The sequence below is a fragment of the Luteimonas sp. Soil_C_5 genome, from assembly GCF_057656615.1.
In genome coordinates this window covers 808,820-821,655 of record NZ_JBDGKA010000002.1, presented here as the reverse complement: position 1 = coordinate 821,655, position 12,836 = coordinate 808,820, and the positions used below count along the sequence as shown (strand labels likewise).

Annotated in this window: 14 protein-coding genes and 1 pseudogene; 13 read left to right on the top strand and 2 right to left on the bottom strand. The window is 69.9% G+C overall.

The features are described from left to right. Nucleotides 1–99: 99 nt before the first annotated feature. The 6 genes from ftsE (at nt 100) to AC3A5K_RS08250 (ending at nt 4,509) form a co-directional block, all read left to right on the top strand. Entirely contained in the window at nt 100–789 is a 690-nt protein-coding gene (gene ftsE / locus AC3A5K_RS08275) for a cell division ATP-binding protein FtsE (RefSeq protein WP_487617008.1), read from the top strand. Then, entirely contained in the window at nt 782–1,732 is a 951-nt protein-coding gene (gene ftsX / locus AC3A5K_RS08270; protein ID WP_487617007.1) for a permease-like cell division protein FtsX, read from the top strand. The genes ftsE and ftsX overlap by 8 nt, the downstream gene beginning before the upstream one ends. Nucleotides 1,733–1,745: 13 nt before the next feature. Then, complete coding sequence (locus tag AC3A5K_RS08265) at nt 1,746–2,579, top strand: response regulator (protein ID WP_487617006.1); 834 nt, start codon at nt 1,746–1,748, stop codon at nt 2,577–2,579. A 70-nt stretch (nt 2,580–2,649) separates the two neighbouring features. Next, nucleotides 2,650–3,348, top strand: a complete 699-nt coding sequence (ung, locus tag AC3A5K_RS08260) for a uracil-DNA glycosylase (RefSeq protein WP_487617005.1) — start codon at nt 2,650–2,652, stop codon at nt 3,346–3,348. Next, a complete protein-coding gene (locus AC3A5K_RS08255) occupies nt 3,348–4,124 on the top strand; it encodes a HipA family kinase (protein WP_487617085.1) in 777 nt (258 codons plus the stop codon). Before ung ends, AC3A5K_RS08255 begins: the two co-directional genes overlap by 1 nt. Next, the gene (locus AC3A5K_RS08250; protein ID WP_487617004.1) at nt 4,102–4,509 is read left to right on the top strand and encodes a DUF3037 domain-containing protein; all 408 of its coding nucleotides are present in this window, start codon (nt 4,102–4,104) and stop codon (nt 4,507–4,509) included. Before AC3A5K_RS08255 ends, AC3A5K_RS08250 begins: the two co-directional genes overlap by 23 nt. 94 nt (nt 4,510–4,603) lie before the next feature. Here AC3A5K_RS08250 and AC3A5K_RS08245 read toward each other — a convergent pair whose 3' ends face one another. Together AC3A5K_RS08245 and queD are read right to left on the bottom strand one after the other, a co-directional pair. Continuing rightward, a complete protein-coding gene (locus AC3A5K_RS08245; RefSeq protein WP_487617003.1) occupies nt 4,604–5,005 on the bottom strand; it encodes a phasin family protein in 402 nt (133 codons plus the stop codon). Between the two features lie 140 nt (nt 5,006–5,145). Beyond that, nucleotides 5,146–5,514 carry a 6-carboxytetrahydropterin synthase QueD gene (gene queD, locus AC3A5K_RS08240; protein ID WP_487617002.1) on the bottom strand — a complete coding sequence of 123 codons (369 nt, stop codon included), beginning with the start codon at nt 5,512–5,514 and terminating at the stop codon, nt 5,146–5,148. Nucleotides 5,515–5,619: 105 nt separating this feature from the next. Between queD and AC3A5K_RS08235 the strand changes: the two are divergent. The 7 genes and pseudogenes from AC3A5K_RS08235 to AC3A5K_RS08205 all read left to right on the top strand — a co-directional run bounded on the left by AC3A5K_RS08235 (nt 5,620) and on the right by AC3A5K_RS08205 (nt 12,811). Then, nucleotides 5,620–6,710: pseudogene (locus AC3A5K_RS08235) on the top strand (glycerophosphodiester phosphodiesterase family protein). 347 nt (nt 6,711–7,057) lie between these two features. Further along, nucleotides 7,058–7,627: a sigma-70 family RNA polymerase sigma factor gene (locus AC3A5K_RS08230; protein ID WP_487617001.1), complete on the top strand. Its 570-nt coding sequence runs from the start codon at nt 7,058–7,060 to the stop codon at nt 7,625–7,627. Further along, on the top strand, nt 7,624–8,415 hold the full coding sequence (locus tag AC3A5K_RS08225; RefSeq protein WP_487617000.1) for an anti-sigma factor: 792 nt from the start codon (nt 7,624–7,626) through the stop codon (nt 8,413–8,415). The genes AC3A5K_RS08230 and AC3A5K_RS08225 overlap by 4 nt, the downstream gene beginning before the upstream one ends. Before the next feature lie 76 nt (nt 8,416–8,491). Continuing rightward, the gene (locus tag AC3A5K_RS08220) at nt 8,492–9,445 is read left to right on the top strand and encodes an acyl-CoA desaturase (RefSeq protein ID WP_487616999.1); all 954 of its coding nucleotides are present in this window, start codon (nt 8,492–8,494) and stop codon (nt 9,443–9,445) included. Between the two features lie 2 nt (nt 9,446–9,447). Beyond that, nucleotides 9,448–10,767, top strand: coding sequence for an NAD(P)/FAD-dependent oxidoreductase (locus AC3A5K_RS08215; protein ID WP_487617084.1), 1,320 nt, complete (start codon nt 9,448–9,450; stop codon nt 10,765–10,767). Then, entirely contained in the window at nt 10,752–11,561 is an 810-nt protein-coding gene (locus tag AC3A5K_RS08210) for a DUF1365 domain-containing protein (RefSeq protein ID WP_487616998.1), read from the top strand. Before AC3A5K_RS08215 ends, AC3A5K_RS08210 begins: the two co-directional genes overlap by 16 nt. Continuing rightward, nucleotides 11,558–12,811 (top strand): class I SAM-dependent methyltransferase, encoded by a 1,254-nt coding sequence (locus AC3A5K_RS08205; protein ID WP_487616997.1) that lies wholly within the window; start codon nt 11,558–11,560, stop codon nt 12,809–12,811. Before AC3A5K_RS08210 ends, AC3A5K_RS08205 begins: the two co-directional genes overlap by 4 nt. The last annotated feature ends 25 nt before the right edge of the window (nt 12,812–12,836 follow it).

Below are 12,836 nucleotides of genomic sequence, written 5' to 3'. Positions count from 1 at the left end.
CGACGCGCAGTCTCCGGCCGGCGCGTCGCGTCCGGAATTCCGGTTTTCGGGGCGGCGCGTGACGCCGTGTCTGCACGATTCCCTGCGATACTGGCGCGCATGAGCGTTCTGCGATTCGACAATGTCAGCAAGCAGTATCCGGGCGGCCATGCCGCGCTGTCGGACGTCAGTTTCGACGTCGCGGCGGGCGAGATGCTGTTCGTCACCGGTCACTCCGGCGCGGGCAAGAGCACGCTGCTGAAGCTGATCCATCTGGCCGAACGGCCGAGCCGCGGCGCGGTGCTGTTCGGCGAGCGCAACCTGCTGAAGGTGCGCGGGCGGAAGATCGCGATGCACCGGCGCGAGGTCGGCGTGGTGTTCCAGGATCATCGCCTGCTGCCCGACCGCAGCGTGTTCGACAACATCGCCTTGCCGCTGATCCTGCGCGGCATGCGCCGGCCCGAGATCGGCAAGCGGGTGCGCGCGATTCTCGAACGTCTGGAACTGGGCGCACGCGAACGCGCGCTGCCCACCCAGCTATCGGCCGGCGAACAGCAGCGTGTCGGCATTGCCCGCGCCATCGTCGGCGAGCCGAGGCTGCTCGTCGCGGACGAACCCACCGGCAATCTGGATCCCACCCTGTCCGCCGAGATCCTGGCCCTGTTCGCGGAACTGCCCGAGCGCGGGACCAGCGTGCTGATCGCCAGTCATGACCTCGGCCTGGTCAAACGCATGAAGAAGCGCACCCTGGTGCTCGACCACGGCACGCTGGCCGACGACATCGCGCCGGAGGATCTCGCCGATGCCTGAGGCGCCCCGCAACACGCCGGCCCGCGCCGGCGCCTCGCCGGTCGGTACCTGGGTCGACCATCACGGCTACAGCATCGTCGCGAGTCTCGGCCGCCTGTTCCGCCGGCCCTGGTCCACCGCGCTGACCATCGGCGTGATGGCGGTGGCGCTGGCGTTGCCGCTGGGCCTGTGGCTGGTGCTGGACAACCTGGGCCGTCTCGGCGGCAGCATCGATGCCTCGCGCGAGATCAGCGTGTTCCTGGACCAGGACGTCGACGCCGCGCGCGCCGAAGCGCTGGCCGGCGAACTGCGCGGCCGCGCCGATGTCGGCAGCGTCGTCCACCGCACGCCCGACGAAGGCCTGGCCGAGCTGCGCGAACGCGGGCAGTTCGGCGATGCCATCGACACCCTCGACAGCAACCCGTTGCCGCACGTGCTGATCCTGACGCCGGGCGGCGACGAGATGCGCCTGGCCGAAGCGCTGCGCGGTCTGCCCGAAGCGGAACTGGTGCAGCACGACGCGCAGTGGCGCGAGCGTCTCGACGGCTGGTTGCGCTTCGGCGGCCGGGTGGTCTGGGTGCTGGCGGCGCTGCTCGGTGTGGGCGCCTTGCTGGTGGTCGGCAATACCGTGCGGCTGGACATCCAGTCGCGACGCGAGGAACTCGGCGTGCTGCAGTTGCTGGGCGCCACCGATGGATTCATCCGTCGGCCGTTCCTGTATCTCGGCGCCTGGTACGGATTGACGGCCGGCGCGGTTGCGCTCGGCCTGCTCGGCGTGGCGGGCATGGCGCTGGAAGCGCCGCTGGCCGAACTGGCGGCCAGTTACGGCGCGGGTTTCTCGCTGCGCGGCTTCGGCCCAGGCGGTCTGCTGGCCGTCCTGGGCGGTGCGACCGCGCTCGGTTGGGTGGGTGCGGGCGTCGTGACCGGCCACTTCCTGCGCCAGACGCGTCCCACCAACGCCTGAGCCCGACGTCCCCATGCCCGTCCATGATTTTCGCCACGTCGTCAGCGCGTCACCGCGGATCATGGTGGTCGATGGCTCCAGACTCGTCCGTCGCCTGATCGGCGACGTGCTGCGCCAGGCGTTGGCCGATGTGGAGATCGTGGAATGCGGCGGCCTCGATGAGGCGCGCGCCGCGCTCGCGCAGGCGCCGGTGGACCTGGTCAGCACCTCGCTGGTGCTGCCCGACGGCGAAGGCCTGCATCTGGCACGCGCAGTGCGCGAGGCGGCGGGCCAGCGCTACGTGCCGGTGATCGTGGTGTCGGGCGATGCCCAGGCGCATCTCGAGGCGCGGCGCTTCACCGAAGACATCACCGACCATTTCGACAAGGCGCTGGGTCATCGCGCGCTGGCCGAGTTCGTCCGCGGCTACGTGCACCCGGCGCCGATTCCCGACGCGCACGTGCTCTACGTCGAGGACAGCCGTACGGTCGCGCTGGCGACCCGGCGCATGCTCGAAACCCAGCAGATGCGGGTGACCCATGTGGTCAGCGCCGAGGACGCGCTGGCCTATCTCGACGCCTATCGCGATTCGCCCGGCGCACCCGGCGCCGACCTGCTGCTGACCGACGTGTATCTGAAGGGCGAACTCAGCGGCCATGATCTGCTGCGCGCCGTGCGCCGCGATTTCGGTTACGGCAAGCGCCGGCTGCCGGTGCTGGTGATGACCGGCGACGGCAACCGCGACAACCAGATCGACCTGCTGCATGCCGGCGCCAACGATCTGGTGGTCAAACCCGCGGACGAACGCGTGCTGGCGAGCAAGGCGCTTTTCCAGCTGCGGCTCTCGGCGATGCCCGACGGCGGCTGAGCGCGCCTCCGGCGCATTGGGCGTCGACCGTGCGGGCGGTACCCTGTGCCGCCCCGTCGCAGGAACCGGCATGTCCGAGATCAGGCTCGAACCCTCGTGGAAGGCGCGCGTCGGCGACTGGCTGCTGCGCGACGACATGCGTGCACTGTCGACGTTCCTGCGCGAACGCAAGGCGGCCGGCGCGCGGATCTTTCCGCCGGGTCCCGAGATCTTCGCCGCCTTCGACGCCACGCCCTTCGATGCGGTCAAGGTGGTGATCCTCGGCCAGGACCCGTATCACGGCGCCGGCCAGGCCCATGGCCTGTGCTTCTCCGTGCGCCCCGATGTGCGCGTGCCGCCCTCGCTGGACAACATGTACAAGGAACTGCAGCGCGATCCGGGCCTGCCCCGGCCTGATCACGGCTGGCTGATGCCCTGGGCGCGGCAGGGCGTGCTGCTGCTGAATTCCGTGCTGACGGTGGAAGAGGGCAAGGCCGGTTCGCACCAGGGCAAGGGCTGGGAAGGCTTCACCGACCACGTGGTCGACGTGCTCAACCGCGAACGCGAGGATCTGGTCTTTCTGCTCTGGGGCAGTTACGCGCAGACCAAGGGTAAGGTCATCGACACCGGCCGGCACTGCGTCCTGAAGACGACGCACCCTTCGCCGTTGTCGGCGCATCGCGGATTTCTCGGCAGCGGCCACTTCGCCAAGGCCAATGCATTCCTGCGCAAGCGCGGCATCGCGCAGGTCGACTGGTCCCTGCCGCGGCGCGCGGACCTGCCGTCGTGATCCGCAGCGTCGAAGCCACGCGCTACGTCACGCCGCTGCGCGAAGGCGGCTCGCTGCCGGCCGTGGTCGAGGCCGACGACGACGGCATGTACGTGATGAAGTTCCGCGGCGCCGGGCAGGGACCGCGCGCGCTGGTCGCCGAACTGGTGGCGGGCGAATTCGCGCGCCTGCTGGGCCTGCCGATCCCCGAGATCGTCTTCATCGGTCTCGATCCGGACCTGGCCGCCACCGAGCCCGATTCCGAGATCCAGCACCTCATCCGCGCCAGTGCCGGCTGCAACATCGCGCTGGACTACCTGCCCGGAGCGATCAATTTCGATCCCGCGGTCGATCCGCCCGACGCGTCGCTCGCATCGCGCATCGTCTGGTTCGATGCGTTCACCTGCAACGTCGACCGCACCGCGCGCAACACCAACCTGCTGGTCTGGCATCGCCGGCTGACGCTGATCGACCACGGCGCGGCGCTGTATTTCCATCACGACTGGGACAGCGCCACGCGCATCGCGGTGTCGCCGTTCGCGCGCATCGCCGACCACGTGCTGCTGCCGTTCGCCACCCAGCTCGACGCCGCCGATACCGCACTGGTGGCGCGCATCACCGAGGCCGACATCCGACGCATCGTTGCCCTGGTGCCGGACGCATGGCTGACGGACGAAGCGCAGTTCGCCGATGCCGATGCGCATCGCGCGGCCTATGTCGATTTCTTCTGCCAGCGGCTTGCGCAGCGCCGCGTGTTCGTCGAGGAGGCGCAACGTGCGCACGCCGGTCGTCTATGACTACGCGGTGATCCGGGTCGTGCCCCGGGTCGAACGCGAGGAATTCATCAATGCCGGCGTGCTGGTCTCGTGCCAGGCGGCGCGTTCGCTGGTCGCTGCGATGGCGCTGGATACGGCGCGTCTGCGCGCGCTCGATCCGCACGTCGACGTCGACACCGTCGAGCGCCATCTCGACGCCATCGTGCGCATCTGCCGCGGCGATGCCGACGGCGGGCCGATCGCCGCGCTGCCCGCGCGTGCGCGCTTCCACTGGCTGACCGCGCGGCGCAGTTCGATCCTGCAGGTCTCGCCCGTGCACACCGGTCGCACCGCCGACCCCGAAGGCCTGTGCGCGCGCCTGCTGGCGCGCATGGTGTTGCCGCCGCTGCCCGTGCGCGGCGCATAAAAAAACCCGGCAGCGTGCGGCTGCCGGGTCAGACCCGGGCGAGGGAGGGATCGCCCAGATGTGCAGTCGGCGGAGTGGCTCCGCCGTGGATGGCTCAGCGCTTGGTGGCCTTGGTCGCAGCCTTGGCGACCTTCTCGGCCTCGGCGCGGACGTTGGCGGTGGTCGACTCGACCTGCGAGCGGGCGAGATCGGCGAACGCTTCCTGGGTCTTCACCGTGTGGCCAATGGTTTCCTGGCCGGCACTGACGAGACGCTCGACGTTCTCGCGGGCGACCTGCGCGCCCTTCGGCCACAGGGCCTTGAAGCCGTCGAGGTCGCGCACTTCGATCGCCTGGCTGGCGAATGCGAAGGTGGCGTTGGCGTTCTCGCTGAAGGTCGACACGTGGAGGCCGAGGATCTTCTCGACGTTTTCCAGCGCGACATGGTTGATGTGGGAAGCGGCATCGGCGAACTGGCGCGACGCGGCGGCGAACTGCTCGTTGAACTGGTAGGACATGGCGGTTACCTGCGTGGGCCGGCGATCTGCCGGGTTTGTGCAGTGCAGCATAATGATCGGATGTTGCAATGCAACAAAAGTCCGACGAACGGTCGATCCCTGTTCAGGGATTCCGGATCAATGCGTTCCGGATCAACGGCTTAGGCGGCAGTGGCCGGTCCCGTGTAGCGACAGCCGGAGGTGCAGGTCTCGCGAATCACGATCGCGCTCAGGCCCGGCAGCGTGGGCAGCAGTCGATCCCAGATCCACATGGCGAGAACCTCGCTGGTCGGATTCTCCAGCCCCGGAATCTCGTTGAGATAGTGGTGGTCGAGCTGCGCGTACAGCGGCGCGAACGCGGCCTTGAGATCGCCGAAATCCATGATCCAGCCGGTCTCGGCCCCGGGCGTGCCCGAGACATGGACTTCCACCTGGAACGAATGTCCGTGCAGCCGGGCGCATTTGTGGCCGGGCGGCACATTGGGCAGCCGGTGCGCGGCCTCGAGGGTGAAAACCTTGAAGATGTCCATGCGTGCATTGTCGAACGTGGCCGGCGGCGCGGCAATCGGCATCGCGTCGCCGGCCTGACATCTGCCGCTGGCAGCATCGGCCGCCCCCCACCTGCCAGCGCCCCGATGCCCCGTCCGTCCGTCCTCATTCCGTTGCTGCTCGCCGCCACTGCCGCCATGTCCATCGATCCAGCCCGGGCCGCAACGCCCACCGATGCGGAGACACGCGTCGCGGTGATCGCGCATCGCGGCGCGAGCGCGCGCATGCCCGAACACACGCTGGCCGCCTACCGGCGCGCGGTCGAGGACGGCGCCGATTTCATCGAGCCCGATCTGGTGATGACCCGCGATGGCGTGCTGGTCGCGCGTCACGAGAACGAGATCGGCGGCACGACCGATGTCGCCCAGCATCCGCAGTTCGCCGGACGCAGCGCATCGACGGCGTCGAGGTCAGCGGCTGGTTCACCGAAGACTTCAGCCTGGCCGAACTGAAGACGCTGCGGGCGCGCGAGCCGCTGCCCGCACTGCGCGGCATCTGGTACGACCGCGCATTCGCCGTGCCCACGTTGCATGAGATCCTGGTGCTGCTCGACGACCTGGTGCGCATCCACGGGCGCGAGGTCGGGCTGATTCCCGAGCTCAAGCATTCCACCCATTTCCGCGCGCTCGGGATGCCGCTCGAGCCGGCGCTGCTGGATGTGCTGGGCAAGCACGACATCGCCGCGCGCGTACCGCTGGTGGTGCAATCGTTCGAACCCGGCAGCCTGCGCACCCTGCGTGCGATGCAGCCTGAGACGTGGCCGCGCCTGCGCCTGCTGCAGCTGGTGGGCGAGCCGCGCCAGCGTCCGGCCGATGTGGTCGCCGGCGGCGGCAAGCTGCGTTACGCCGATATGCTCACGCCGGACGGACTGCACGAGGTCGCGCAATACGCGCAGTTGCTCGGCCCGCACAAATCGCAGATCGGCGAGGTGCGGCGCGACGGCCGTCTCGAAGGCGGCACGCTGATCGCCGATGCGCACGCCGCGGGGCTGCAGGTGATGCCCTATACCTTCCGCCCCGAAAATCCCTATCTGCCGCGTGCGCTGCGCAGCGGCGCCGCGGATGCGCGCAACCCGCGCGGCGCCGTCGTCGAGATGCAGGCCTTCATCGACGCGGGCGTGGACGGACTGTTCGCCGACGATCCGGCGCTGGCGCGGCAGGCGGTGGACGCGCGCTGAGCGGCTGCATCCGACTGCGCCCCGGCGCGCGTATCCCTGCGTGAATCCAGTCCGCAGAGACCCGCATGCCGACCACTGTTCCGCTCGCTGTCCGCCCGCGCACGGGTGTGCACCGCCATCTGCCGCGTTACGCGATCCGGCACGCGTCGTCGCGCAATCGGCGCGGGTCCATCGCCGGTTCGGCACGCGCGCGCAGCGGCGCTGCAGGTGCCTGTCGCGGCGCGGGCAGGCAGGTGCGATCGAGGATGCAGGCTGCGCCACTGCCGGTGGCCCGGGCGCCGCGCTTGCGCAAAGCCGGGCCCGCGGTGAGGATGGCGGACGGTCCACTTCACGGGTGCGCAGCGCGGATGTCCCAACACGAGGCGACCCTGGCGTCGACCGGTCCCGGTCTCGACCACTGGCTGATGCGCGTCGCCGAAGGCGACCGTGACGCGTTCGAAGCGCTGTATCGCGCCAGTGCGTCGCGGCTGCTCGGCATCTGCGTCCGCGTGCTGCACGACCGCGACGAAGCCGAGGACGCCTTGCAGGAAGCCTTCGTGCGCGTGTGGCGCAAGGCCGGCCAGTTCGATGCCGCCCGCGCGGGCGCTGCGACGTGGCTGGCGACCGTCGCACGCAATACCGCGATCGACCGCATCCGCGCGCGGCCCAATGTGCAGCTGGCCCCGGTCGAGCTGGTCGAGGCGATGCCCGACGATGCCGACACGCCGGTGGAAGCCAGCGCCCGCGCCGACGACCGCGCGCGGCTCGACGCCTGCTTCGCGACGCTGGAGCCGCGCCGTCGCGGCCTGATCCGGGCAGCCTTTTACGACGGATCGACCTACGAGGAACTCGCGCAACGCGCCGGGTCTCCGCTGGGCTCGGTGAAGAGCTGGATCCGCCGCGGGCTGCTGCAGCTGCGGGTGTGCCTGGAGCAATGAACGTGCGCGATATCGATTTCGACATCGACGACGCGGGCGGCCCGGAGCCGCCGCGCGCCGACGTGTTCGCCGGCGAGTACGTGCTGGGTGTGCTGGATGCCGCGCAGCGCGCCGATGCCGAAACGCGCATCGCGCGCGATCCGGGCTTCGCGCGTCTGGTCGACGACTGGCAGCGGCGTCTGGCGCCGTGGTTCGAGGCCTATCCCGACGCCGAGGTGCCGGCCCATGTGTGGCCGCGGATCCGCAGCGAACTCGGCTGGGCGCCGGTGGCCCCGGTGCGCAGCGGTCTCTGGCACAGCACCGGCTTCTGGCGTGCGACCGCCGCGCTTGCCGCGGTGCTCGCGGTCGTGGCGATGCTGGCAGGCCGCACGCCGGTCGACGACACCCGCACGACGCCGGTCGCGGTGACCCCGCCGCCTGCGCCGCCGGTCGACACTGCGCCTGCGGTGCCGTTGCCGGTCACCACGCTCGCGCACGAGGACGGCACGCCGGGCTGGCTGGCCTCGGTCGATCCCGCGCATGGCCGCGTGCTGATGGTGCCGGTGCCGACGCCGGCCGATGCGCAGGGACGCGTGGCCGAGCTGTGGCTCATTCCCGAAGGCGGCGCGCCTGCGTCGCTGGGTCTGGTGTCCAACGACAGTTCGCATTCGGTCGACGTGCCCGAAGGCCTGCTCGCCGCGCTGGTGGCCGGCTCCACGCTCGCGATCACGCTGGAACCCGAAGGCGGCGCACCGCAGGGCGCGCCCACCGGTCCGGTCGTCGCCAGCGGCACGCTGCAGCGCATCTGACGCGCGCGCTGCGGGGCCTGCATCCGGATTTCACGCCTGACCGTATCTCCTGCACGCCGTATCCGCAGGAGCCCCCATGTCCAGACCGCACGCCCCCGGCGTGTCGCCGCCGTCGCGCTCGCCCATTGCGACCCTGCGTCGCTGGTTCGATACCGAGGCGGTCGCCACAGGCGACGATGACGGCGATCGCGTCGACTGGATGCGCGCAGTGCCGTTCGTCGCGATGCACATCGCATGCCTGGCGGTGTTCTGGGTCGGCGTGTCGCCTGTCGCGGTGATCGTGGCCGTCACCCTGTATGCCGTGCGCATGTTCGCGATCACCGGCTTCTACCATCGCTATTTCTCGCACCGCACGTTCCGCACCTCGCGCGTCGTCCAGTTCGCAGGCGCCCTGGTCGGCGCGTCCAGCGTGCAGCGCGGTCCGCTGTGGTGGGCGGCGCATCACCGCAACCACCACCGTCACACCGAGACCGCGCTCGATCCGCATTCGCCGCGCGTGCATGGCTTCTGGCGCAGCCACGTCGGCTGGTTTCTGACCCGCGAAGGATTCCGCACCGACTGGTCGCGGATTCCGGATCTGGCGAAGTATCCCGAACTGCGCTGGCTCGACCGCTACGACACCCTCGTGCCGGTGCTGCTGGCCGCGGCGCTGTACGGCCTCGGCGCCGTGCTCGAGCGCGTGGCGCCGGGACTCGGCACCAGTGGCGGGCAGATGCTGGTCTGGGGATTCTTCGTCTCGACTGTCGTGCTGTTCCACGCGACGGTGACGATCAACTCGCTGGCGCATCGCTTCGGCCGGCAGCGCTTCGAGACCGGCGACGACAGTCGCAACAATCTCTGGCTGGCGCTGCTGACGTTCGGCGAGGGCTGGCACAACAACCATCACTTCTTCCCCGGCAGCGTGCGGCAGGGCTTCCGCTGGTGGGAAATCGATCTGACTTTCTACGGCCTCAAGGCGATGTCGTGGCTGGGACTCGTGCGTGACCTCAAGCCCGTGCCGGCCTGGGTGCACGCGAAGGCGCGCGCATGAGCCTGCGCATCGCGGTCGTGGGGTCCGGCATCGCCGGGCTGGCCAGTGCGTGGTGGCTGTCGCAGCGCCATGCGGTGACGCTGTTCGAATCGCAGCCGCGGCTCGGCGGGCACACTCATACCCACGACGTGCACCTGCAGGGGCGCGACTACGCGGTGGATACCGGTTTCATCGTGTTCAACCGGCGCCACTACCCGCTGCTATCGGGACTGTTCGACACGCTGGACGTGGCGTCGAAGCCGACCACGATGAGTTTCTCCGTGCACAGCGAAGCGAGCGGCGTGGAGTACAACGCGACCTCGCTCGATGGCCTGTTCTGCCAGCGCCGCAACCTGCTGTCGCCGCGCTTCCTCGGCATGCTGCGCGACCTGGCGCGGTTCTACCGCGAGGCGCCGGCCCTGCTCGACGGCGACGACGCCGGGCCGACACTGGGCGCCTGGCTCGATGCGGGCGGTTACGGCGCAGCGTTCCGTGATGAGCATCTGGTGCCGATGGCGTCGGCGCTGTGGTCGTCGCCGTCGCAGCGCATCCTCGAGTTTCCGGCGCGCTATCTCGTCCAGTTCATGGCCAACCACCAGATGCTGCAGATCGACGGACGTCCGGAATGGCGGGTGGTGGAGGGCGGCTCGAGCCGCTACATCGACGCCCTGCGCGCGCGCTGGCGTGTGCACGAACGCATCGGCTGCGCGGTGCACGCGATCCGCCGCGACGCGGACGGGGTGACGATCGATTCCGGCGCCGGCAGCGAACGTTTCGACCGCGTGGTACTCGCCTGCCACAGCGATCAGGCCCTCGCGCTGCTGGCCGATGCCGATGCGCCGGAACGCGAGATCCTCGGCGCCATCCGCTACCAGGCCAACGACGTGGTGCTGCACACCGATGCACGCCTGCTGCCGCGCAGCCGCAAAGCCTGGGCGGCCTGGAACGCGCATGTGCCGGCCTCGCCGACGGACGCCTGCACGGTGAGCTACTGCATGAACCTGCTGCAGGGCATCGATGCGCCCGAGCCGCTGGTCGTCACCCTCAACCGCAGCGAGGCGATCGATCCGGACAGAATCCTGCGCCGCATGCAGTACATGCATCCCGTGCACGATGCCGCGGCGGTTGCCGCGCAGCAGCGTGTCGACGAGATCCAGGGCGTGCGCCACACCTGGTACGCCGGCGCCTACTGGGGCTGGGGCTTCCACGAGGACGGCATCCGCAGCGCCGCGCACGTGGCCCGCGCGTTCGACCTCGGGCCCTTGCGTGACGCCGCGCCCGAAACGCGCGCTGCGCACAGCGCGCCCGTCTCCGCCGGTGATGTGGCATGGGCATCGCCATGAACCGGCGCGCCGCGCCGGCCAGCGCAGTCTACGAAGGCGTGGTCCGGCATCGCCGGCACACGCCGCAGGCGCATGCGTTCCGGTACCGCATGGCCCAGCTGTGGCTGGATCTCGACGAAGTGGATCACGTCTTCGACCGGCGCTGGCTGTGGTCGAGCCGGCGCTTCAACGTCGCCCAGTTCCGGCGCGCGGATTACATGGGGCCGGCGAACCTGTCGCTTGCCGACGCCGTGCGTGGACGCGTCCAGACCGCGACCGGTCACACGCCCGACGGCCCGATCCGGCTGCTGACGCATCTGCGCTACTTCGGCCACGTGTTCAATCCGGTGAGCTTCTATTACTGCTACCGGGCCGACGGAGCGACGCTCGACACGATCGTCGCCGAGATCACCAACACGCCCTGGGGCGAGCGCCATGCCTACGTGTTGCCGGTCGGGACGGCCGAGCACCGCGGGCGTGCGCTGGAATGGTCGTTCGACAAGGCCTTCCACGTGTCGCCGTTCATGGCGATGGACCGCGGCTACCGCTGGCGCTTCACGCCGCCGCGCGAAGACCTGCTGGTGCACATGGACGTCATGCAGGGCGAGACGCGCGAGTTCGACGCGACGCTGGCGCTGCGCCGGCGTCCGCTCGACGGCGCGTCGCTGGCGCGCACGCTGTGGCGCTACCCCGCGATGACCGCGCAGGTGGTCGGCGCGATCCACTGGCAGGCGCTGCGGCTGTGGCTCAAGCGCACGCCGATCCACGACCACCCCGCACATGGACGCGCGCCGCGCGAGGACACACCTGCATGAACGATCTCGTCGCCGACGCGGCCCCGCGCACCTATGGCGCGCTCGACCGGATGCTGCGCACGCGTCTGCTGGGCACCTTCGCCCGGCTGCGTCATGGCGCGCTGCGCGTCGAGGACGGCCTAGGCACCGAAATCTATGGCGATGCCCGCAGCACGCGTCCGATCACCGTACGGGTGCATGCACCGGCGTTCTACCGGATGCTCGCCGCGTCCGGCAGCGTCGGCGCCGGCGAGGCCTACATGGACGGTCACTGGCAGTGCGACGATCTCGTGGGCCTGGTCCGGCTGCTGGTACGCAATCGCGATCTGCTCGACGGCATGGAGACCGGACTGGCGCGCGCGGGCGGCCTGGCACTGCGCGGCTGGAACGCGCTGCGCCGGAACACGCGGGACGGCAGTCGCCGCAACATCGCCGCTCACTACGACCTTGGCAACGATTTCTTCTCGCTGTTTCTGTCGCCCGACCTGATGTATTCGTCCGCGCTGTTCGAGCGCGACGGCGACACGCTGGAGACGGCGTCCACGCGCAAGCTCGACCGCATCTGCGAACGGCTGGCGCTGCAGCCCGGCGACCGCGTGATCGAAATCGGCACCGGCTGGGGCGGCTTCGCGCTGCACGCCGCGCAGCACTACGGCTGCCATGTCACCACGACGACGATCTCGCGCGAGCAGCACGCGCTGGCGAGCGCGCGGATCGCCGAAGCCGGTCTGCAGGAACGCGTGACCCTGCTGCTGCAGGACTATCGCGATCTCGAAGGCACCTACGACAAGCTGGTGTCGATCGAGATGATCGAAGCCATCGGCGCGCAGTACCTCGACACCTATTTCGGCAAGCTCGGCAGCCTGCTCGAGCCGGACGGCCTGGGGCTGGTGCAGGCGATCACCATCGAAGACCACCGCTACGTGCAGGCGCGCGATTCGGTGGACTTCATCAAGCGCTTCATTTTCCCCGGCAGCTTCATCCCGTCGGTGTCGGCGATGCTGCAGGCCAAGACCGCGGCCAGCGACCTGCAGCTGCTGCAGCTCGACGATTTCGGACCGTCCTACGCGCGGACGCTGCAGGCCTGGCGCGAACGGTTTCTCGCGCGGCTGCCCGACGTGCGCGCGCAGGGCTTCGACGCACGCTTCGTGCGCATGTGGGAGTTCTACCTGGCGTACTGCGAGGGCGGCTTCCGTGAGCGCTCGATCGGCGTCGCCCATCTGCTGCTCGGCAAACCGGGACACGTGCGCGTCCAGGGCGTGCGCGCATGAGCGCGCCCTGGCTGACGCTGCTGGT